Origin of the sequence: Salmonella sp. 741265055_HSA, assembly GCF_046569525.1 — a bacterium.
Classification (GTDB): domain Bacteria; phylum Pseudomonadota; class Gammaproteobacteria; order Enterobacterales; family Enterobacteriaceae; genus Salmonella; species Salmonella enterica.
Genome location: NZ_JBKFSQ010000011.1, coordinates 82,608 through 105,276, shown reverse-complemented (window position 1 = coordinate 105,276; position 22,669 = coordinate 82,608). Strand labels below are relative to the sequence as shown.

The 22,669-nt window shown below is 51.2% G+C and carries 20 protein-coding genes; 4 read left to right on the top strand and 16 right to left on the bottom strand.

What is annotated here, in order from left to right; all coding sequences use genetic code 11:
- Positions 1–317: 317 nt before the first annotated feature.
- Positions 318–950, bottom strand: coding sequence for a ribosome biogenesis GTP-binding protein YihA/YsxC (yihA, locus tag ACLD4K_RS08745; RefSeq protein ID WP_000183327.1), 633 nt, complete (start codon positions 948–950; stop codon positions 318–320).
- Positions 951–1,189: 239 nt separating this feature from the next.
- Between yihA and ACLD4K_RS08740 the strand changes: the two genes are divergently transcribed.
- From ACLD4K_RS08740 to hemN, 3 genes are all read left to right on the top strand, one after another.
- Positions 1,190–1,414: a hypothetical protein gene (locus tag ACLD4K_RS08740; protein ID WP_001541209.1), complete on the top strand. Its 225-nt coding sequence runs from the start codon at positions 1,190–1,192 to the stop codon at positions 1,412–1,414.
- A gap of 118 nt (positions 1,415–1,532) precedes the next feature.
- Positions 1,533–2,048 (top strand): Der GTPase-activating protein YihI, encoded by a 516-nt coding sequence (gene yihI / locus ACLD4K_RS08735; RefSeq protein ID WP_411011709.1) that lies wholly within the window; start codon positions 1,533–1,535, stop codon positions 2,046–2,048.
- A 188-nt stretch (positions 2,049–2,236) separates the two neighbouring features.
- Complete coding sequence (hemN, locus tag ACLD4K_RS08730; RefSeq protein ID WP_000003520.1) at positions 2,237–3,610, top strand: oxygen-independent coproporphyrinogen III oxidase; 1,374 nt, start codon at positions 2,237–2,239, stop codon at positions 3,608–3,610.
- A gap of 89 nt (positions 3,611–3,699) precedes the next feature.
- On the opposite strand, the gene ACLD4K_RS08725 is transcribed toward hemN, so the two are convergent.
- From ACLD4K_RS08725 to glnA, 4 genes are all read right to left on the bottom strand, one after another.
- Positions 3,700–3,810: a YshB family small membrane protein gene (locus ACLD4K_RS08725; protein WP_001578131.1), complete on the bottom strand. Its 111-nt coding sequence runs from the start codon at positions 3,808–3,810 to the stop codon at positions 3,700–3,702.
- 112 nt (positions 3,811–3,922) lie between these two features.
- On the bottom strand, positions 3,923–5,332 hold the full coding sequence (glnG, locus tag ACLD4K_RS08720) for a nitrogen regulation protein NR(I) (protein WP_411011708.1): 1,410 nt from the start codon (positions 5,330–5,332) through the stop codon (positions 3,923–3,925).
- An 8-nt stretch (positions 5,333–5,340) separates the two neighbouring features.
- The gene (glnL, locus tag ACLD4K_RS08715) at positions 5,341–6,390 is read right to left on the bottom strand and encodes a nitrogen regulation protein NR(II) (protein ID WP_000146194.1); all 1,050 of its coding nucleotides are present in this window, start codon (positions 6,388–6,390) and stop codon (positions 5,341–5,343) included.
- 274 nt (positions 6,391–6,664) lie between these two features.
- Positions 6,665–8,074: a glutamate--ammonia ligase gene (glnA, locus tag ACLD4K_RS08710; protein ID WP_001271699.1), complete on the bottom strand. Its 1,410-nt coding sequence runs from the start codon at positions 8,072–8,074 to the stop codon at positions 6,665–6,667.
- A 375-nt stretch (positions 8,075–8,449) separates the two neighbouring features.
- Here glnA and typA point away from each other — a divergent pair, with 375 nt between their 5' ends.
- Positions 8,450–10,273, top strand: a complete 1,824-nt coding sequence (gene typA, locus ACLD4K_RS08705) for a ribosome-dependent GTPase TypA (protein ID WP_000572064.1) — start codon at positions 8,450–8,452, stop codon at positions 10,271–10,273.
- A 54-nt stretch (positions 10,274–10,327) separates the two neighbouring features.
- Here the strand turns inward: typA and ACLD4K_RS08700 are convergent, their stop codons facing one another.
- The 11 genes from ACLD4K_RS08700 to ACLD4K_RS08650 all read right to left on the bottom strand — a co-directional run bounded on the left by ACLD4K_RS08700 (position 10,328) and on the right by ACLD4K_RS08650 (position 22,668).
- The gene (locus ACLD4K_RS08700) at positions 10,328–11,062 is read right to left on the bottom strand and encodes a Cof-type HAD-IIB family hydrolase (protein WP_411011707.1); all 735 of its coding nucleotides are present in this window, start codon (positions 11,060–11,062) and stop codon (positions 10,328–10,330) included.
- Entirely contained in the window at positions 11,047–11,925 is an 879-nt protein-coding gene (locus ACLD4K_RS08695) for an STM4011 family radical SAM protein (protein ID WP_411011706.1), read from the bottom strand. The genes ACLD4K_RS08700 and ACLD4K_RS08695 overlap by 16 nt, the downstream gene beginning before the upstream one ends.
- Positions 11,922–13,163, bottom strand: coding sequence for an STM4012 family radical SAM protein (locus ACLD4K_RS08690; RefSeq protein WP_411011705.1), 1,242 nt, complete (start codon positions 13,161–13,163; stop codon positions 11,922–11,924). The genes ACLD4K_RS08695 and ACLD4K_RS08690 overlap by 4 nt, the downstream gene beginning before the upstream one ends.
- Position 13,164: 1 nt before the next feature.
- Positions 13,165–14,040 carry an STM4013/SEN3800 family hydrolase gene (locus ACLD4K_RS08685; RefSeq protein WP_411011704.1) on the bottom strand — a complete coding sequence of 292 codons (876 nt, stop codon included), beginning with the start codon at positions 14,038–14,040 and terminating at the stop codon, positions 13,165–13,167.
- Positions 14,033–15,058: an STM4014 family protein gene (locus tag ACLD4K_RS08680; protein WP_411011703.1), complete on the bottom strand. Its 1,026-nt coding sequence runs from the start codon at positions 15,056–15,058 to the stop codon at positions 14,033–14,035. Before ACLD4K_RS08680 ends, ACLD4K_RS08685 begins: the two co-directional genes overlap by 8 nt.
- Positions 15,059–15,070: 12 nt before the next feature.
- Positions 15,071–15,919 (bottom strand): STM4015 family protein, encoded by an 849-nt coding sequence (locus tag ACLD4K_RS08675; RefSeq protein WP_183059535.1) that lies wholly within the window; start codon positions 15,917–15,919, stop codon positions 15,071–15,073.
- 156 nt (positions 15,920–16,075) lie between these two features.
- On the bottom strand, positions 16,076–16,768 hold the full coding sequence (ompL, locus tag ACLD4K_RS08670) for a porin OmpL (RefSeq protein WP_000838829.1): 693 nt from the start codon (positions 16,766–16,768) through the stop codon (positions 16,076–16,078).
- A gap of 67 nt (positions 16,769–16,835) precedes the next feature.
- Entirely contained in the window at positions 16,836–18,257 is a 1,422-nt protein-coding gene (locus ACLD4K_RS08665; protein ID WP_000064888.1) for an MFS transporter, read from the bottom strand.
- 45 nt (positions 18,258–18,302) lie between these two features.
- The gene (locus ACLD4K_RS08660; protein WP_411011702.1) at positions 18,303–19,685 is read right to left on the bottom strand and encodes an MFS transporter; all 1,383 of its coding nucleotides are present in this window, start codon (positions 19,683–19,685) and stop codon (positions 18,303–18,305) included.
- Between the two features lie 45 nt (positions 19,686–19,730).
- Entirely contained in the window at positions 19,731–21,767 is a 2,037-nt protein-coding gene (locus ACLD4K_RS08655) for an alpha-glucosidase (protein WP_411011701.1), read from the bottom strand.
- 43 nt (positions 21,768–21,810) lie between these two features.
- The gene (locus tag ACLD4K_RS08650; protein ID WP_411011700.1) at positions 21,811–22,668 is read right to left on the bottom strand and encodes an aldose-1-epimerase; all 858 of its coding nucleotides are present in this window, start codon (positions 22,666–22,668) and stop codon (positions 21,811–21,813) included.
- Between the last annotated feature and the right edge of the window lies 1 nt (position 22,669).

Genomic DNA, 22,669 nt, shown 5'->3' with positions numbered 1-22,669 from the left:
CGCTTTTTTCGTAATTAAGCAACATAAGCACGGGGGTTTTGTGATGGGTATTAGAATTCCCTATGTAAAGAATGAAAAAAAATTACGAAAAGGTCTTTCTGTGTTGCTCAAAAAAGAGTAAAGTTATTCACGTAGGGTACAGAGGTAAGATGTTCTATCTTTCAGACCTTTTACTTCACGTAATCGGATTTGGCTGAATATTTTAGCCGCCCCAGTCAGTTTATGACTGGGGCGTTTTTTATTGGGCGCAAGAAAAGTTTCGCTCACACCGTAGGCCGGATAAGACGCGCAGCGGCGCCATCCGGCATAGCGGATGATTATTCCCCGTCCTGAATCTCTTCGACCGGTGCCAGTTCGCTAAACCAGCTATCCAGCTTCTGACGTAACTTATCTACGCCCTGCTTTTTCAGCGAGGAAAACGCTTCTACCTGCACATCGCCATTAAAGGCCAGCACGGCTTCACGTACCATATTCAACTGCGCCTTGCGCGCGCCGCTGGCCAGTTTGTCCGCTTTGGTCAGCAGAACCAGAACCTGGATATTGCTCTCTACAGCCCACTGGATCATCTGCTGGTCGAGGTCTTTCAACGGATGGCGGATATCCATTAAAACGACTAAGCCCTGTAGGCTTTGACGTTTCTCCAGATATTCCCCCAGCGCGCGTTGCCACTTGCGTTTCATCTCTTCCGGGACTTCCGCGTAGCCATAGCCCGGCAGGTCGACCAACCGTTTGCCATCTACGACTTCAAACAGGTTAATCAATTGGGTACGGCCCGGCGTTTTAGAGGTGCGCGCCAGGCTTTTTTGGTTGGTCAACGTGTTCAGGGCGCTGGATTTGCCTGCATTGGAACGGCCAGCAAAAGCCACTTCAATTCCGCAATCGGAAGGTAAATGGCGAATATCAGGCGCACTCATCACAAAATGCGTCTGTTGATAATTCAGGTTAGTCAAAGCGGTCGTCTCCGTCAGTCAAAGCATTGTGGCGATTATACCTGAACGCCAGCAAAAGGCGGATTTTTCGGCGCGGCGGTGCTGTAAGTAAAAGCCCTACGCTTTGTGAGACATTGTCCATTACACTTATGCGACATGACAGAGTCGTTGTCAGGCTCAAAGCCAGTTAATATAGTTAAATCATGAATTTATAGAAAGGTAATTGTCTGAAAAAAAGGGATTTGCCGTGTCGGTATCTTGTGAGTTTACCCCAAAAGAGTAAAGTAATGCACATAGCGAGGACGCTAACAGGATCAACGACTCAGGATGAGGGTCAGGAGCGCCAGGAGGCGAAGACACAGGATTGTCAGGAAGACAAACGTCCGGAGACGTTAGTAAAAGGAAATGGAAACAACATGGAATGTTCCAGGCTAAGGGAAAAACAGGGCGTGTTGATAGCCAACAGGGATGGTGGAACCCGTTAAGGGTCGTGAGTCAAGAAAAAAGGCGGCAGATTACTCTGTCGCCTTTTTTCTTTGCTTGCTTTCTGCTAGATTCCGCCTCAATTCTATACTGAATAAAACGGCTTAAAGATCTGACATCATGAAAAAACCAACCTCTGCACCGCGCAGTAAAGCCTTTGGCAAACAGCGTCGTAAAACGCGTGAAGAGTTAAACCAGGAGGCGCGCGACCGTAAACGCCTGAAAAAACATCGCGGTCATGCGCCGGGAAGTCGCGCGGCGGGCGGCAATTCCGCTTCGGGCGGCGGCAATCAGAATCAACAAAAAGATCCACGTATTGGCAGTAAAACACCTGTTCCATTGGGCGTGACTGAAAAAGTGACCCAACAGCATAAACCGAAAAGTGAGAAACCTATGCTTTCACCGCAGGCGGAGTTGGATTTACTGGAAACGGATGAGCGCCTGGATGCGCTGTTAGAACGTCTGGAAGCGGGCGAAACCCTGAGTGCGGAAGATCAAGCCTGGGTAGATGCCAAACTGGATCGTATTGATGAACTGATGCAGAAGCTTGGCTTGTCTTACGATGACGATGAAGAAGACAACGAAGAGGACGAGAAGCAGGAAGATATGATGCGCCTGCTAAGAGGCGGCAACTAACGGGTTTACACCGTGGGCTTGCCCGTCCTGCTTATAACCCTTCCGGTTATATGTTATCTGGTGTGGTTATTCGTTAAACTACAGCGATTGTCGCGGCGACAGAAATGGCTGCGCAGCCGGCTTGCCGCCCGTCATGGCGTGAAGCCGGTACGCCGTACCCGCCAGAGACGCCATCGGAAGGAGTGAGCATGTCTGAACAGCAAATAGACTGGGATCTGGCCCTGATCCAGAAATATAACTATTCCGGGCCACGATATACCTCGTACCCAACCGCGCTGGAGTTTTCTGAAGACTTCGAGGACGCCGCATTCTTGCAGGCTGTGGCGCGTTATCCTGAACGTCCGCTCTCGCTGTATGTGCATATCCCGTTTTGTCACAAGTTGTGTTATTTCTGTGGCTGCAACAAGATTGTCACCCGCCAACAGCATAAAGCTGACCAGTACCTTGACGCGCTTGAGCAGGAAATTCGCCATCGCGCGCCGCTGTTTGCAGACCGTCATGTCAGCCAGCTTCACTGGGGCGGCGGTACGCCTACTTACCTGAATAAAGCGCAAATCAGCCGTTTAATGACGCTGTTGCGTGAAAATTTCCACTTTAATACCGACGCGGAAATCTCGATCGAAGTCGATCCCCGTGAAATTGAGCTGGATGTGCTCGATCATTTACGTGCGGAAGGTTTTAACCGCCTGAGTATGGGCGTGCAGGACTTTAATAAAGAGGTGCAGCGCCTGGTTAACCGCGAGCAGGATGAAGAATTCATCTTTGCGTTGCTTAATCACGCCCGCGATATCGGCTTTACCTCGACCAATATCGACTTGATCTACGGTCTACCGAAACAGACGCCGGAAAGCTTCGCTTTCACGCTGAAGCGTGTGACGGAACTGAACCCCGATCGTTTGAGCGTCTTTAACTATGCGCATCTGCCAACGCTTTTTGCCGCCCAGCGTAAAATTAAAGATGCCGATTTACCCAGCGCGCAGCAGAAACTGGATATTTTGCAGGAGACGATCGTATCGCTTACTCAGGCCGGTTATCAGTTTATCGGGATGGACCATTTTGCCCGTCCGGACGACGAACTGGCCGTCGCGCAGCGCGAAGGCGTGCTGCACCGTAATTTTCAGGGCTATACGACCCAGGGCGATACCGATCTGTTAGGGATGGGGGTTTCTGCTATCAGCATGATTGGCGATGGCTACATGCAGAATCAGAAAGAGCTGAAGCGTTATTACCAGCAAGTGGATGAGCGGGGCAATGCGCTATGGCGTGGTATTACGCTGACCCGTGATGATTGCATTCGTCGCGATGTTATCAAAGCGCTGATTTGTAACTTCCGCCTGGATTTTAACGCTGTCGAACAGCAGTGGGGTTTGCATTTCGCTGAGTATTTTGCCGAAGATTTGCAGTTACTGTCGCCGCTGGCGAAAGATGGGCTGGTGGATATTAGCGAGAAGGGAATTCAGGTGACGGCGAAAGGTCGTTTGCTGATCCGCAATATCTGCATGTGCTTTGATGCTTATTTGCGCCAGAAAGCGCGGATGCAGCAGTTCTCGCGCGTCATTTAGCCGGGTTGCCCGGTGGCGCTGCGCTTACCGGGCCTACACGTTGCGACAACCTGTAGGCCGGATAAGCATTAGCGCCATCCGGCACATTGTCAGCTGAACAGTCCCACCAGCGCGGCACACAACACGGCGGCTAGCGCAGTTTGTGGCGTGTGGCTGTCGACCGCTCCACTCGATACCAGATTAATAATAGATTCTAACATAATGAATCCCCCCGTTTGCCGGGCATGATCATACTGAACTCATCGGAACAGTAAAGCGCAAAATAGCAGCGTTTTGCGCTCAATTATTAATCTTTACACTCGCGGGTAATGTTTACTCCATTCCCAGCTCTTTCAACTTCCGCGTTAGGGTGTTTCGCCCCCAACCGAGCAGCCTGGCGGCTTCCTGTTTATGACCCTGCGTATGGCGTAACGCCGTGGTCAGTAGCGTTCTCTCCAGTTCTGGCTGCGCTTCAGAAAGCAGGTTTTGATGACCGGCTCGCAAGGCGCGGTCCGCCCATTGCGCCAGTAATGTAGCCCAGCTATCCGGCGGCAGGTGGGACGGGCTATCCGGCGCCGAGGCTTCAAACAGTTCGCCCGGTAAATCCTGGATCAATACCTCCTGTCCGGCGGCCATGACGGTGAGCCAGCGGCAGGTATTTTCTAACTGACGCACGTTACCAGGCCATGCCAGGCGCGTTAACGCCGTTTCGGTTTCCGGATGTAATAATTTGGCTTCCACACCTAATTCACGGGCGGCGACCTGCAAAAAATGGCGCGCCAGGCGCGGAATATCCTCACGGCGTTCACGCAACGGCGGAAGATGGATACGAATCACGTTCAGGCGGTGGAACAGGTCTTCGCGGAATTTCCCTTCCTGAACGCGTCGTTCGAGGTTCTGGTGGGTGGCGGCGATAATGCGCACATCCACTTTTACCGGCGCATACCCGCCCACGCGGTAGAACTGTCCGTCAGCCAGCACGCGTAACAGACGAGTCTGGACATCCAGCGGCATATCGCCAATTTCGTCCAGAAACAGCGTGCCGCCGTCAGCCTGCTCGAAACGGCCCTGCCGGATGGTATTCGCCCCGGTAAAAGCGCCTTTCTCATGGCCAAACAGTTCGGATTCAATCAAATCTTTCGGGATGGCCGCCATATTGAGCGCGATAAACGGCGCTTTGGCGCGTGGGCTATGGCGATGTAGCGCATGGGCGACCAGTTCTTTACCGGTTCCTGATTCGCCGTTAATCAGCACGCTAATCGAAGAACGCGACAGCCGACCAATAATGCGAAACACATCCTGCATGGCGGGCGCTTCGCCTATCATGTCTGTTGTCGGGCCGTTAACCTCGATATTACGCGGCTGCTGCTGCTCCTGATAGTGGCTAATCGCGCGCTCGACCAGAGCGACGGCTTCATCAATATCAAACGGTTTAGGCAGATAATCAAACGCCCCCTGCTGATAGGCGCTCACGGCGGCATCTAAATCGGAATGCGCGGTCATAATGATGACCGGAAGCATCGGGTGACGCTGTTTAATCTGCTTTAATAGCGCCAGCCCGTCCATTCCCGGCATTCGGATATCCGACAGCAAGACGTCCGGCGTTTTACTGGCCAGCGCAGCCAGTACTTCATTACCATTCTCAAAGGTGGTACAGGTCAACCCTGCCCCGGCGAGAGCACGCTCAAGCACCCAACGGATGGAACTATCATCATCGACGACCCAGACTATTCCTCGTTGCATAAACACCTCTATTTCCGAATCGGCAGGTAAACCGAAAACTCGGTATGCCCCGGCCAACTGGTAAATTCAATTTTGCCGGCGTGTTGATCGATAAGATTGCGGGCGATAGATAACCCAAGCCCGGTGCCGCCTTCGCGACCGCTGACCATCGGGTAGAACAGCGTATCCTGTAAATGGGGAGGAATGCCCGGCCCATTGTCTTCAACGTCTATACGCGCCGCCAGGCGATAGCGTTCGCCATGCAGCGTTAACTGGAAGGCGGTACGCGTACGCAGCGTAATTTCGCCGCCTTCCGGCCCCAGCGCCTGCAAGGCATTGCGGACAATATTCAGCAGTACTTGCTCAATTTGTTCCGGGTCGTGCGGCAGTTCTGGCAGACTGGGGTCATAATCGCGGATAAGCCGGACATTATCCGGCAGTTCCATCGATACCAGCGCCACCACGCGCTCCGCGACTTTATGTATGCTCTCGGTAATGTGCATTCCCGGGTGCTGCGGCCCCAGCAAACGATCGACAAGGTTGCGTAGCCTGTCGGCCTGTTCAATGATGACTTTGGTATATTCCGTTAGCGCCGGGTCGGGCAGCGCCTTGCTGAGTAGCTGCGCCGCGCCGCGCAGGCCGCCGAGCGGATTTTTGATTTCGTGCGCCAGACCGCGCACCAGATCGCGGGCGGCGATTTGCTGCGCGTGCTGCAACTGCTCCTGACTCAGACGACGCTGGTTATCCATCGGCGCCATTTCGAGCAGTATAAAATCGTCGGGCAGACGTTGGGCGGTCAAAGAGAGAATATGCGAGCGACTATCAATCACCAGCGTCACTTCGTTATCGGTAAAGCCTTGCCCTGCCGCTAAACTTTCGCGCATCAGGTCAATGTTTAACGAAAAATAGCTCAACAGTTCAGGTAACGGCGTCCCGAACAGTTTGCGTGAGCTTTGCGCGAGCAACTGCTGCGCGGCAGGATTGGCGTAATGGATTGCCAGCGCGTCGTCGACCACTAGCACGCTGTTGATTAACGAATTGAGGATCTGCCCAGCATCGGGCTGTATGCCGCTTGCCATTCAGCAGTCTCCTGGAAAAGGTTGCACCATTTTAGTGCATTATAGCTTTTTACCACTAAAAAGCGCGTGAGATCAGATTGTTGGTGGAGAAAAAAGCCCATCCAGGGATGGGCTGAAAGTTTCCACGGCAACTCAAAAACTCCTGACGCCTTTCACGCTGCTGTTGTGTTGGCTGCTTTCGCTTACCCCAGTCACATCGCTATCTATGCTCCTGGGCATGTGCTCAGTTGCCGCCTTGCAGCAACGCGAAATTCGTCGGATTTTTAATATACGATTAAACGCTGTAGTACAGCTCAAACTCTACCGGGTGCGGGGTCATACGCACGCGGTCATCTTCTTCGCGACGCAGCGCAATATACGCATCGATCGCTTCATCCGTGAACACGCCGCCTGCTTTCAGGAACTCGCGGTCCAGGTCCAGCGCGTTCAGCGCTTCTTCCAGAGAACCCGCTACCTGTGGGATCTCTTTCGCTTCTTCCGGCGGCAGGTCATACAGGTTTTTGTCCATGGCTTCGCCCGGGTGAATCTTATTCTTAATCCCGTCCAGACCGGCCATCAGAAGGGCGGCAAAGCACAGATACGGGTTAGCCGCCGGGTCCGGGAAGCGAACTTCGATACGGCGCGCTTTCGGAGACGCCACCACCGGAATACGGATGGAGGCGGAACGGTTACGGGCGGAGTAGGCCAACATCACCGGCGCTTCGTAACCCGGGACCAGACGCTTGTAGGAGTTGGTGGTCGGGTTCGCCAGGGCGTTGATGGCTTTGGCGTGTTTGATGACGCCGCCGATGTAGTACAGCGCCTGCTCAGACAGACCGGCATATTTGTCGCCAGAGAACAGGTTGGTGCCGTTCTTCGCCAGCGACATGTGGCAGTGCATACCGGAACCGTTATCGCCGAACATCGGTTTTGGCATAAAGGTCGCGGTCTTACCGAAGCGGTGAGCCACGTTATGCACGACATATTTGTAAATCTGAATTTCGTCGGCTTTTTTGGTCATGGTGTTAAAGCGGGTCGCCACTTCGTTCTGACCTGCGGTCGCTACTTCGTGGTGGTGCGCTTCAACGACCAGGCCCATCTGCTCCATGACCAGACACATTTCAGAACGGATATCCTGCGCGGAGTCAACTGGCGGAACCGGGAAATAACCACCTTTCACGCCCGGACGATGGCCTTTGTTGCCGCCTTCGTACTTGGTAGAGGAGTTCCAGGCGCCTTCAATATCGTCAATCGCCACATGTGAGCCGGAGATAGATGCGCCGAAGCGGATGTCGTCGAACAGGAAGAATTCAGGTTCCGGCCCAAACAGGACGGTATCGGCGATACCGGTCGCGCGCAGGTAGTCTTCCGCACGTTTTGCGATGGAACGTGGGTCACGGTCATAACCTTGCAGAGTGCCAGGCTCCAGGATGTCGCAACGGATAATCAGGGTAGAGTCCGCGAAGAACGGGTCAATCACTGCGGTGGATGCGTCTGGCATCAGCACCATGTCGGATTCGTTAATGCCTTTCCAGCCGCCGATAGAGGAGCCGTCAAACATTTTGCCTTCTTCAAAGAATTCGGCATTTACCTGATGAGCAGGAATCGTGACGTGCTGTTCTTTGCCTTTGGTATCGGTGAAGCGCAGATCGACAAACTTCACTTCGTGCTCGTTCAGCATCGTCAAAACGTGTTCAGCGGACATACTTGTACTCTCCCGGATTGGTCATGGTCGGTCGTCGTGGTAACGAGATCTTCAATTCTGCTGGCCGTGTCGCCGTAAAAATATAAAGCGAAATCTGTGCCAACTTTCACATTGCCCCCAAAAGGCGTTATCATGCGCACCATCGTGCAAAAGGGCTGCACCACGGTGACTATGTTGCACCAAAATAGTGCTTTAATGTGAACATTAAGCACCACATTGGTGCAATAGAACGCAAGCCACCCTTTTAACGCTCCGTGAAAGCGATCACAAAGAGACTCTGCAATACTTGTTTGCGGAGGATGTTTGTGATCCTGTTTTGTAGTGCGATTAATCCGTGTACAATAACGCGCTATTTCTAATGCCTGAGGCAAAGTTGTGATCGAAAATTTGCGTAACATCGCCATCATCGCGCACGTTGACCATGGTAAAACTACCCTGGTTGATAAGCTGCTCCAGCAATCCGGTACGTTCGACGCGCGTGCCGAAACTCAAGAGCGAGTGATGGACTCCAACGATTTGGAGAAAGAGCGTGGTATTACTATCCTCGCTAAAAACACCGCTATTAAATGGAATGATTACCGTATCAACATCGTTGATACTCCCGGGCACGCTGACTTCGGTGGTGAAGTAGAGCGCGTCATGTCCATGGTTGACTCTGTGCTGCTGGTGGTTGACGCATTTGACGGCCCGATGCCGCAAACGCGCTTCGTGACCAAAAAAGCCTTTGCTCATGGCCTGAAACCCATTGTGGTTATCAACAAAGTTGACCGTCCTGGCGCGCGCCCTGACTGGGTTGTTGACCAGGTATTCGACCTGTTTGTTAACCTCGACGCGACCGACGAACAGTTGGACTTCCCGATCATCTACGCTTCGGCGCTGAACGGTATCGCGGGTCTGGACCACGAAGATATGGCGGAAGACATGACCCCGCTGTATCAGGCGATCGTTGATCATGTTCCGGCGCCGGACGTTGACCTCGATGGTCCGTTGCAGATGCAGATCTCCCAGCTGGACTACAACAACTACGTTGGCGTTATCGGCATCGGCCGTATCAAACGCGGCAAAGTGAAGCCGAACCAGCAGGTCACTATCATCGATAGTGAAGGGAAAACCCGTAACGCGAAAGTAGGTAAAGTGCTGACGCATCTGGGTCTGGAGCGTATCGACAGCGATATCGCCGAAGCGGGCGATATCATTGCGATCACCGGTCTGGGCGAGCTGAACATTTCCGACACCATCTGCGACCCGCAGAACGTTGAAGCGCTGCCGGCGCTGTCCGTTGATGAGCCGACCGTGTCTATGTTCTTCTGCGTTAACACCTCGCCGTTCTGCGGTAAAGAAGGTAAGTTTGTGACTTCTCGTCAGATTCTTGATCGTCTGAACAAAGAGCTGGTGCATAACGTGGCGCTGCGCGTTGAAGAAACCGAAGATGCGGATGCGTTCCGTGTATCCGGTCGTGGCGAACTGCACCTGTCCGTGCTGATTGAAAATATGCGTCGTGAAGGTTTCGAACTGGCGGTTTCCCGTCCGAAAGTTATCTTCCGTGAAATCGACGGTCGTAAACAAGAGCCGTACGAAAACGTGACGCTGGACGTCGAAGAGCAGCACCAGGGGTCTGTCATGCAGGCGCTGGGCGAGCGTAAAGGCGACCTGAAAAACATGAATCCGGACGGTAAAGGCCGCGTACGTCTCGACTACGTGATCCCAAGCCGCGGGCTGATTGGTTTCCGTTCAGAATTCATGACCATGACTTCCGGTACGGGTCTGCTGTACTCCACCTTCAGCCATTACGACGATATTCGTCCGGGTGAAGTGGGCCAGCGTCAGAACGGTGTACTGATCTCCAACGGTCAGGGTAAAGCGGTGGCGTTTGCGCTGTTCGGTTTGCAGGATCGCGGTAAGCTGTTCCTGGGTCACGGCGCGGAAGTTTACGAAGGCCAGATTATTGGTATTCACAGTCGCTCCAACGACCTGACGGTAAACTGCCTGACCGGTAAGAAACTGACCAACATGCGTGCGTCCGGTACGGATGAAGCGGTGATTCTGGTTCCGCCAATTAAAATGAGCCTTGAGCAAGCGCTGGAGTTCATTGATGACGACGAACTGGTAGAAGTCACCCCAACCTCTATCCGTATCCGTAAACGTCACCTGACGGAAAACGATCGCCGCCGTGCGAACCGTGGTCAGAAAGAAGAGTAATTAACGCTCTTACGGATAAAAACCCTGCCGAAATGAAAACTCGGCGGGGTTTTTTTATTCACATTGAGAAAGGGATAAGGTCGTCAAAAAATTAGCAATCGCTGGCGTATTATGCCGACCAATGACGCTATCCGCATAAACCTTTGCCCGAGCGCTGGCATTCCCCATCGCTACACCCAATCCGGCTAAACGTAGCATTTCCGCATCGTTATCATTATCGCCAAACGCCATCACTTCGCGCATTGCGATATGCTGTTGCTGTGCATATCTGACGAGGCTTTGTCCTTTGCTACACCCCTTCTGGAGAATATCCAGTTGATGATGCCAGGACCAGGTACAGCTTAGCTGTAATTCATGCTGTATAAACTCAGCAATATGTTGTAGTTGTTTTATGTGCCGATGAACGACGCTGATTTGCCAAATATTCTCCCTACTGCTTAGCTCATCAGCCTGAAAGATTATTTTATCATCAGCACGAATTGTCGGTTTAAGCGGATATACCCGCGCCAGTATTTTTTCCGTTTGTAAGTGCGTCAGCGGCAGCGGATGAAGGATCTGCTGTTGAGCCGGTTGATAAATATAACTTCCGTTACAACAGATCATCGGTTCGTTGAGCGCCAGCGTTTGATAATACGCATAGGCTTCACGATGAGAGCGGCCGGTGACAAGCATTATTCGGCAGCCCATGTCCTGCATCTGACGGATAGCGGTTAGCGACTCTGGCAGAATTTGTTTATTACGGTTTAGCAGCGTTCCATCAAGATCAAAAGCGATTAAACGATATCGCATGAGCGCCCGATCCTAAAGCAGCGTGAGGTATCCAGGTGATTCAGCAATGGAATATCGAGACGGTGCTGATAAGCGAGAAAACAGTGGCATTGTTTTGCCTGGCAGGCGGGAGAATTAAGCCGTTGCTGATATAAATTACCCATTTTAATTTTGCTGATATGACAAGCAAAAAGATCGCCTTCTGCATTCATAAAAATACTTTTTCTTCCTGCGGTACAGATATCCAACTGGGCTGGCCACTGCTGCGTTTCAATCACATACAGCGGATCGAGTTCGCCGAAGGCGATGGTTTCCTCAACGGTATGCCGGGTATTGGCACACTCGTTGGCGTTAAGCCAAAAATAATTCTGGTCAGGCAACTGCTGGCGTAGCCAACGAAACTGGTCGATATCTTTCATACTGGCGACAGCCCCCGCGCACCAGGTTATTCCGGCGGCAGAGAGCGCTAAACACTGCTGGAGAAAGCGCTCAGCGGTAATTTGTGAGGGATGAAAAGAACACCATAACCGAAGCTTTGAGATATCTCCGCCGCCAGCACGAAATGACTCCAGCAATGACATTAACGAAAAAGAGGCGTTAGTTTGTATGCCGACCGCCTGAACATGAGGATAGCGGCTAATTTCTGCCAGCGCCGCCATGTAATAACGCAAGCGTAGCGCCTCGCCATAAGGCGTAATCATCACATTCAACGGCGTACCTAAAAGAGGCAAATGGTCAACCATGCGCCATAGCGCGGCTTCGTCGCGTTTTTTATCGTTACGGGCGTGTTTATGGAACGGGCAATAGCCGCAATGATAATTACACGATTTAAGATAGCCGCGATAAAACAGCGTGTGAATATCGCGCAGGGCGGGGGTGCTCATCTCTGCCGATTCTCCCGTAGCATCACCTCAGGCGAAACGAACACAGGAGCAAGGCAATCGGATAATGCCATACCGGTCTCCGTTAGCCGGAGGCGACTGCCATTCTGATAACAGTAGCCCTGCCGTATAAAGCGTTCCAGGTCGGGGAAATCCCTTAGCGCATCGCTGGCAAAATATTGCTGATAATCGCTAAGAGAAAGTCCCTGCCAGAAAAATAGATTTTTAATGATAAAGCGGCGTTTCATTTCATCAGGGGGAAGCAGATAACCGTGATTAATGACGGTCTTATCCGGGCTGTCGATAAACGCCTGAATGATTTTTCGTGATGTCTGCAGGTTCGACGACCACGGCGAACAGTAATGCAGATTGCCAAGATAACTTCTGCCGCCCGCGCCGAGCGCCAGTGAGTTTTCAAATCCGCAGCTTTCCGCCGCGGCGGATGGCGCTGGATTAAGGACGAAACGGCGCATGGACGTTTGGGTGTAGCCCGCGTTGCGTAAAAGATCGCGGGCTAAAACGTAGTAGCTATGCATATTTTCCTGGCGAGGCATATTATAAAGCGGATAAAGAAACAGCTCTTCCGGTTGATAAACGAGCGCCTGATGTAACGATTCCGTCAGGCTTGCGTGAGTCTGACCGGGAATGCCGTAAATAATATCAATATTGAGTGATGGAAAATGACCTGCCTTTAGCCATTCCAGCGCCTGGTGCGCGCTGGCGGCATTGTGGCGGCGATGCAGCGTATGTAACTCGCTATCATGAAAACTTTGTACGCCAATACTGACGCGATTAACGGAAAAGGCGTTTAATAGCGCTACTTTTTCTGCCGTGGTATCCGTAGGGGAAGTTTCAATTGTTTTATAAATATTCCAGTCAACATTGAGCACATCAAAGACGGAAAAAAATAACTTCTCTAATTGCGCAATGTTTAATAGCAGAGGTGTGCCGCCGCCTACGGTAAAGCTTGCCCAGTGGACGGGCGCCAGCGCCATTTGTCGGCCCTGGGTAATAATCGCGTCGATATAGCTATCAATGAACGTATTATCTGCGCCTGTGCAGGTAAATAAATTACAGAACCCGCAGCGACTTTGACAAAACGGCATATGAACATACAGATGTGTGTCGTGCTCGTAAATGCGCGGTTTTACTTCGCTAAAGCTGACGTTCTCCAGCTCCCGATAAGCCGTCTTATGCGGATAACTGTACATATACTGACGATAAATATCATTGTTATTCATATTAATGATTACAGCTCAGCAAGAAATGCATATAGGGAACGGTATTAACGATCGGATGATTAAAACTATGGAAATATTTCCCGTCTTCGCCATAGCAGGTACCGTGATCGGAACAGACAATAACGAACGTTTCGCCGCCGGTTTGGCGGAAAATGTTTAGTAATCCGTCGATGCGGGCGTCGATATAGCGTAGCGCGGCGGCATGGGTCTCTACGGTATCGCCTGGGGCCGCGCCCTCAACGTAAAAATGGTTAGGGTAATGAATCGTATCAATATTGATATACATCATGACCGGTTGGCTGCCAGCACGCTCGGCCATGATTTTCTGGATATAATGGATCTGATTATCCATACTTTCTTTAACCGTACAGGCAAAGCGTGGATGCCAGTAACTCTCTTTAAACATCGACGGGAACACTTTTCCCATGCCGGAGCGGTTATTAAAGAAAGAGACGCCGCCAATACAGATGGTCTGGTAGCCTTTATTTTCCAGACTTTTTATCCATGTTGCGTCATCAAAGGCAAATGCATTTTTCGGCCCTTTACGACCAAGTCCGATATCTTTTGGGAAAAACAGTATGGTCTGATTAACGGTATCATCAATAGGTTTTGGCATAAAACCTGAAAACATGGCGTGATGCGAAGGCCAGGTAAAATTACCGGCCGCCTCGCATTTCGTCCATTGTCCATAATGATTAAGGTTTGGCGTATTTCCGGCGGTTTGTTCCTGAAGCGCAATATCGTAGCGTAACGAGTCCAGCACAATAAAAAGAATATGAACGTTATTACTAATTAGCGCATTCATATTGAGTTCGCCATCGCCGGTGTCAATCGACGCGTGTAGCGAGACGGGGACTTCATCCATTGAATTATACATTTTGCTTCCTCATGGCCCGGATTTGCGCCTGATAAATTAGATTGTTCTGCTGCGCATCCTGATAAATCAAATCACCCTGGCCATTAATTTCAATAATATACGGCGTCAGGCTGGTAGTAAGTAAAACATCAATACCCGCTAAGCGAATGCCAGGAAAAAGCCGCATGGCATTTTGACAGAGCGTATCGATCTCAGTCACTTTTGCGGCAGATAGCTCCAGACTTTCGAAGCGGCAAGCCTGGTTTTGCAGATGTAAGTTAGTAATGGGCTGCGAGGAGGTTCTGACTACTCGCCAGATAATTTCGCCATCCAGGCAGACGATACGTAAATCATAGGTTTTACGCTTTACGCTGGCTTTGGGCAGCCACTGCTCGACGAGGTTTTCCTGCTGAAGAACGCCATCAATAATGAGCTGGATATCTTCTTTCTGACGATACTGTTGGATTTTTTTGCTGTTAAATAGCTGTTGTCCTGATATGGCAATCGCGCTGTAAAGCACCTGCTTTATGCCATCAGGGTGGCGACGCAAAGCGATAACGCCCGCCGCGCCAGAACCCAGCGAGGGCTTAATGAACACGCTGGCGACCTTTTTTTCCTCCATGATAGCGGTGAGATGTGCAAAACTTTTTACGTCTTCCGCTACCAACGGCGGCGTGGGGATGCCGTGTTCTAGTAAGCGCCGCTTGCAGCGTTTTTTATCCAACAGGTGAACGAGGCCCGCCGGATGGTTAAGCCAGGTGACGCCAGGACGCGCCGCCATGTTCTGCAAAAAATGGATATAGTCCAGACCGATCGCGTTTATTTTGCGGATGTCAGTTTCACTGTGTACTGGCGGGTCGATTTTAACGATGCCAGAGGTCAGCGAAGCGTCCAGCGCGTGCGGATGAGTCAGCGCCGTGACGGATTCCCCAAGTACGGCGGCAGCCTGCATAAAATAATGTGTGCGCTTGCTCTGACGGGGGCCAATGAGCGTAATCACAATAAATCCCTTTATCGGTGAGTAGGGGAATGTGCACATTCCCCAACACAATCACTCGGTGTACATCGCATTCATATAAATATCGCCATCGTAATCATCAGGCTCCAGCGCTTCTGAAAGATTAAGGGTTATCGGCAGCGCGGCTTTTAGCTTTTCCTGCATCTCCGGCGTCAAATAGTGGTGGTAGAGATCGAGTGTTTCCAGATGCACAATTCGGTCTTTATGCTCCAGCAGCGCCTCTGCGCCGTTGTCCGTTAAGGTACCGCACGAGAGTTCCAGCACGTTAAGCTGCGGCAGGATATTACTTTCCAGCACCCGGCGGACGATATCATCCTGCTCTTCGCTGTTCATCAACCCCAGATGGGTGAGCTGAGGGAAAAGGTCTTTGGATGCCAGCGCCATCACGTCATCCAGCGAACCGTCAAAACCGTATTCCTCTACGCCCAGGAAGAGCTTCAGCGTTTTTAATGCAGGGAGCTGCGCATTTTGTAGTTCGGCAAGTACGTTAGAAGGGATGCCGCCGGAAATGATTTCCAGGTGCTCCAGTTTCTCATGATGTATAGCGCCCAGTCGCAGATCCGACGCGCCTTTAATGATCAGTTCTTTCAGATTGGGTAACGCCGCATAGAGCCTGGAATAGTTACCTTGTTTAATCCAGGAGATCTCGCAGTCTTCGCTCTCCATATCACCGATAAACAGTGATTCCAGGTGAGCAAAGCGGGGGGCGTTCTCCACAATCATATCAATAATAGGCTGGCAGGTTTCGTCTTCCCAACAATCACCCCAGTTACCAATGGTCAGTGAGCGAAGCTTTGGCAGATCTTCATCGGTTAAAATCAAATTAATGAGCTGTTCCTGGGTTAATTTATTGTCCCAATCAATATTAAATCGCTTATTCATTTGTTTCCCTTCTCTATAAGCATGAATACGGTAAAACGCTTTGCGAATATTATCATGGCGCTTAGGGGCGGGATATCGGGAGTCTGATTCAGGATGAATGAGCGGGCAGAACAACTACCCGCTGTGATGCAGATTCGGAAAATAGAGGCGATAATATCAGAAGAAATACTTCGCCCCGATACGAATCTGGTTTTGCTCTCTATGGTAGGGGCCCACGTTACGATCTAACCAGCGTAATTCAAAGTAGGGCAGCCAGTGTTCATTGATACGATAACGGAAGGTATTAGTGATTTCCCAATGATGCTTCGTACCATTACTACTATTAAAATCATTAACGTTATAAAAATAGTGTGGTTCAAAGGTATAAGAAAATTTATCGGTAATGGTAAAATTCCAATAGTTACCGATTTCATAGCTGTCATTATTATCCAGTTCGCCATTCAAATCGGTTGAACTATAATTATTGTGATTATATCGGTTACGTACCGTAAGATTAAACCACGGGGTAAATTTATAGTTAACATCCAGATAGACGGCGCCGCCGGAACCAATGCTTTTGTCGTTTATTAACCCGCCAGGCTGGATGGTTAATTTATCTGTAGGTTTAAATAACGGATACCAGCCCTCAATCTCATTATAACCGTGCTTTAATTCATCATCACGCTGTAGCGTATAGGTATTGGTCAACATAATTCCGGCCCCCATATCGGAGTTATAGCCGACGCGCAGCATAAACTCCATTTGGTCAGACGCCAGGTTATAGGCCTCACGGTTTTCTACATAAGCGCCAGCAAAAACAGAGGTGGATATTACAGAAGTTAATATCACTAGAGTATTCAGAGATTTCATAATAAATCCATTTTTCAAATGTAGGGAAGCCGCCATCCATCGGGATGGATAAAGCGGCAAGTGTCGTTTAATTATTTACAGTAGAAATACTTTGTTTATTATTAGTCGCGACAATTTGATTACCTGTTTTCTTTCGTTGGGCAATTTCCTCGATAATAAAAGCGAAACGTTGTTCATTGAGCTTATAAAAAAAGCCCATCGTTAGTGCTGCGATAATGGCAAGACCGCAAGGCCATAAAAAAATGAGCTGACGCAAACCAAGCAACGTGGTGTCACTTTGAGCTATGTTGGGGATATAACCGATTTGCGTCAGCATAATACCTGGCAAAAAGCCAGCAAGCGCAGCGGAAATTTTGCGGGAAAAGGTATAACCCGTATACACCGAGCCTTCAGCGCGAATACCCGTTTTCCATTCACCGTAGTCAACCGTATCCGGAACCAGTGCCCAGTTCAGGCTGTTGACGAAAGCGGTACCGAAAAAGGCGATACAAGAGAAAATAACAAACAGGAATGACGTTCCACCCCAGATAAAATTCAGGATATCGCCAACGGCCCACAATATCAGACCACCAAGATAAACCTGTTTTTTCCCGAAGCGTTTTACCGCAGCAGGTACTAATAAAACACCAATCAGGATACAGCCCATGCTGAAAAAACCCATCCATGACAACAAATGAATATCGTTCAGCACGTACTGAGTGTAATAAACCTGAATGGCCAGCTTGATATTAAAGGCGGCCAGCGTGCACAAATTGGCAACGCAGAGCACCAGCAACGGCGGATTACGAAAAATCGCGCAGAAGGACTTCAATATGCTGGGTTTATGCGTGTCAGGCACGGTTTCGATATACCGTTCTTTCACCCCGCTAAAGCACCACCACATGCTGAACAGCCCGCAGACCGAAAAAATGACTGCTGCAATCAGATAACCCAGCGAAGGGGAACGGGTAAACAGCGCCTGAATGGGCATAAAACCTACAGTACAAAGAAGAAGGCCAATGGTAGCGCCGCCTTGTCGCCATGCGGCGAGCTGGGCGCGCTCATGCGGATTTTTGGTAATAGCGGGTACCATCGCGCCGTATGAGCAGTTCATCAGGCTGTAGAACAGACCGAACAACATAAACAGCACCGTCGCGAAGGCTGTTTTAACGGGTAAAGTAAAGTGAGTGGCAAAGAATTGCGCAGTAGCAACCAGAGCGACCGGAAATGACGCATACAGAATAAAAGGCCGAAACTTTCCTTTTGCGCCAATATTACGGCGTGAATCCAGCAATACGCCGGTGAGCATATCGGTAAAAGCGGTGAAGAATTTCGCCACCAGAAAGATAATTCCACCGTAATATGCAGGCATCCCGAGTTCATCGGTATAAAACTTCAGTAGATACAGCGTACCGATACACAGCATCAGATTTGAGCCGAAATCGCCCACGCCATAGGCGCATTTTTCCCGCAGGCTCAACTTTAGCGTTAGCGGATCATGATTAGACATAATCGCCTCTCAAAACGCCCCGCAGGGCGTTATATTTTATTGTTGTTAAACCGTATGTTTCCGGGCCTCAATCTCTTCCACAATTCGCACGTACATCTTCTCGTTGAGGTTGTAGAAACAGCCCATCGCAATAATGGTGATGACCGCCAGCACGCAAGGATAAATAAAGATCAACTGGCGTAGGCCTTCGACGGTGCCTGCCGATTGCACCACATTCGGGATATAACCGATTTGCGTCAGCATCCAGCCGGGGAAGAACCCTGCCAGCGCCTGGGAGACCTTACGGAAGAACGTGAAGCCGGTGTAAACCGTCCCTTCCGAGCGGACGCCGGTGCGCCATTCACCGTACTCCACCGTGTCGGAAACCAGCGCCCAGTTCAGGCTGTTGACGAAGGCGGAACCGAAGAACGCCAGGCAGGAGAAGGCGACAAAACTGACCGAGCCGCCGCCAAAGAAGTAGTTGAGCAGATCGCCCGCCACCCATATTAACAGCCCGCCGATATAGACTTTCTTCTTGCCAAAACGCCTTACTGCGCCGGGCATCAAAAAGACGCCGATAAAAATACAGCCCATGCTAAAGAAGCCCATCCAGGAGAGGAGGATCGGGTCGTTAAGAACGTACTGGGTGTAATAAACCTGAATCGCCAGTTTGACGTTGAAGGCGCCAAGAGTACAAAGGTTGGCGATACACAGAATAAACAGCGGACGGTTACCGGCGATGGCGCGGAACGACTGCAATAATCCGGGCTTTTGCGCGTTATCGACAGGTTTCACTTCGACGTAGCGCTCTTTAACGCCGGCGTAGCACAGCCACATAAATAGCAGGCCAAACAATGAAAATAGCGTGGCGGCGAAAATATAGCTGAGTTGGGCATTGCCTTCGATCAGGTTCATGACCGGCACAAAGCCAACGGTACACAGCAGCAGGCCGAGAGTGGCGCCGCCCTGACGCCAGGCGGCAAGCGAGGCGCGTTCATCCGGGTTCTTGGTAATCGCGGGCACCATCGCGCCATACGAGCAGTTCATCATGCTGAAAACCAGCCCATACAACATAAACAGCATCGTTGCGACGACGGTTTTTCCCGTAACCTCAAACGGTGTGCCGACAAAGTTAGCAATCGCCAGTAGCGTTACCGGAAATGCCGCGTAAAGCACGAACGGGCGGAATTTGCCCTTCGGACCAATTTTACGCCGCGAGTCGAGCATAATGCCGGTACCCATATCGGTAAATGCGGTAAAAAATTTGGCGATCAGGAAAATGATCCCGCCGTAAGTCCCTGGTAAACCCAGCACATCGGTATAAAATTTGAGTAAATAGAGGGTCCCGATATCTAACAGGATATTGGAACCTAAATCCCCCAGTCCATAGGCAAGTTTTTCTTTAAACGGCAAGCGTAGCGTTGCCGGATCAGCAGAGGTCTGACTCATTATTCTTCTCCATCTGCCCGCAGGTTTCCCTGCGGGCGAGCCGTATTAGATATTCCGTAAAGAAGCAAAAAGTGAAGCCCACTCGCTCTTCGCGCGATAGAAGACCGGCGGCTTGCCAATGGGCGCATCCACGGTAATTTCACCGCCGTGGTGAGCTTCGCCGGTCCAGATATTCACCCAGTGATCTTCCGGCAGGTACAGCGTCCAGTCGCAACGCCCCTGCTCATGAACCGGCGCGACCAGCAGATCCTGACCGAGCAGATATTGATATTTCAGGGTGTAGGTTGCGGCATCGTTCTCGTAGTGCAGGAATAGCGGACGCATGACCGGCAGACCGGTAGCCGCGTTTTGCGCCACCGCCTGCTTGAGATACGGTTTCAGCGTGGTAAAGACGGTGGTCATGCGGGCAAAGTGGGCAATAGTTTCCGCGTCGCCGTCGAACTGCCAGTTATCGCCGGGGCGGTTGCCTTCATGGGTGCGCATCATCGGCGTAAAGGCGCTGAAATCGCACCAGCGCAGCAGCAACTCTTTGCTGCGTTTCATGTCAAACAGGGTGGTGTAGCCGCCGATATCGCTGTGATGCAGACCATGACCGGTCATCGCCAGCGACAATGCCGCAGGCACGACAGAGGCCAGACCATCATCAAGGCTCCAGTCAACGTTCTGGTCACCTGCCCACATCATGGTGGAATATTTCTGACTGCCGGTATAACCCGCACGCATAAAGAACAGGATCTCGCCGAGCTTGCCGGACTCCTGTAGCGCTTCGTAGTTACATTTCGCCCACAGCGCAGGCCAGGCGTTATGCATGATCTCGGCGCTGACGCCGTTGTGCAGATACGTGTCGGTCGGCAGATATTCGCCGAAATCCGCCATCCAGCCGCTGCAGCCGAGCGCGATCATGTTCTTTTTGATGACGTCTTTGAACCAGTCGTAAGCTTCAGGATTGGTCAGATCGACCACGCCGCCATAGAATTCGCCAAACTCGACCAGATAGTCGCCGCCCGTGGCGTCTTTCGCCAGATAGCCGTGTTTCGCCGCCTCGGCGCAGAGGTCTTTATCACTGGCGACGTATGGGTTGATATAAGAGAGGAACTGGACGCCTTCTTCTTTCCACTGTTTGATCCGGCTATCCAGTTGTGGATAGTTGTCGCTATTCCACTTCCAGTTCCACATCACGCGCTTGCCGAAAGAGGTCATACGAATGCCGGACCAGTCCTGCGCCCAAATACCGTTCACTTTTACGCCTGCGTTGCGCATGGTATCCAGTTTTTGCTGACAAACTTCCGTACCGCCCTGAATGCCGAGCGTGACGCCGTCGTAAACCCAGTCCGGCAGCTCCGGCTGGCGGCCTAACAGCGCAGTCAGTTTTTCCAGTAGGGCGATGTAGGTGTCGGCACACTCAAAACGCAGCGTAGTTTTATCTTCCCACAGCGCCAGTTCGTGATACTCCGGCGCGCTGAAGTCGAAATTCATATAGCAGCTATTATCGACGTGGCAGTAATACTTCTGCGTGCTGACAAAGGTTGGCTGGGGGAAGAAGGTCCAGTAATAGTCGCCGCCGGCGTTCTCTTTACAGTCTGCCTGCCAGGTGACATAGCTGGTTTTATTACGGCCAACGCCCTGTTCGCTGGTCCACAGCGGGAACGGCTTGCCGCGCAAATCGAAATAAGAGAACTGTTCGCCGCAGCCGTAGATATGGTCGTCTGGATTAGCCGCGAGGCGTAACCAGATACGGTTATGGTGCAGGTCGTCGTTTTGCAGATCCAACGTCAGGCGTCCCGCCTCATCGGCGGAGATGCGAAGGGTGGCGCTAATTGTTGCGCCACGGCTGAATTGTATCAGCCAGCCGTCGGGTAGCTCGCTGACCGTGGCCTCCGTTAATGCAATCTTCTCGTTAAGTTTGTCTTTGATGCTGAAGTTGCCGCGAAACATATCAATGTCGGCAACGCCCGCGCCAATCCACAGACAGGGATTTTCGGCGCTGTGGCGTAAAATCAGGCGCTGCTGCCAGTTAAGCGCAAAACCATCCTGTGATGTTGTCAGTTCAAAATCGGTTGACCGTTGTGGTAGAGAATTCATTGTAATCTCCGTGAATGTAGGGTAATTCGGTAATCCATTTGGGCTAGTCGCAGCCGATGGAAAAATGCAGTTGATGGATCGCTTTTGGGGCAAGATGAATCAGTGCGATCCCGGAATTAAATGCATCGGGCGGGCAGCTCATAGGCTCTACCGCGAGACCTTTTCGGCTGAGTTTTTCGCCGGTATAGATCTGTAGCCAGGGTTGGTTGCTGCGTAAAAATGTAGACATGTTCTGCGTTGGGCTGGTAAGTCTGACCTCCCACTCAGCCGGGGTAGTCGCGGTCTTAACCGCATGATCAAGGCGCGTTTCGCCGAGCAGGCATGATGCGGAAAAATCCCTGCCTGCGGGCAATTCTTCGCTTGCAGGCAGTGTTAATACACAGCTATCGATGCTTTGCAGATTACAAGTCAAATAAGGATGTGCGCCCGCGCCATAAGGGGCTGATTCATCGCCAATGTTTTGCGTACGAATAAATACGTGCAGCCCACTGGCGGCATCTAACCGATAAATCACTTCCGATATCAACGCAAAGGGATAGCCGTAAGAGGGCGGCAGAAAAATCGTTAGCGACGCTTCCGTCGCCGACTGATAATTAATCTGCCAGTCTCGCCAGGCTAACAGACCGTGAATGGCGGTCTGCGAAACCGGGTCGTTAACGGCAAGCTGGAAAACCTTGCCGTTATAGGAGTAGCAGCCATTTGTCACGCGATTGGGCCAGGGAATCAATACTTTCCCCAGATGCGCCATGGGTATTTCTTCCGGTTTATGCGGGATGACCACATGGCGTCCATGATGGGTCAGTTCCGCCAGACCTGCGCCAACCGTGACGATTTTCGCCTGGTAATGGCCCGCATTAAGCTGAATAGTTTTTCCACCGCTGTGCATGGCTGCCACCCTCATG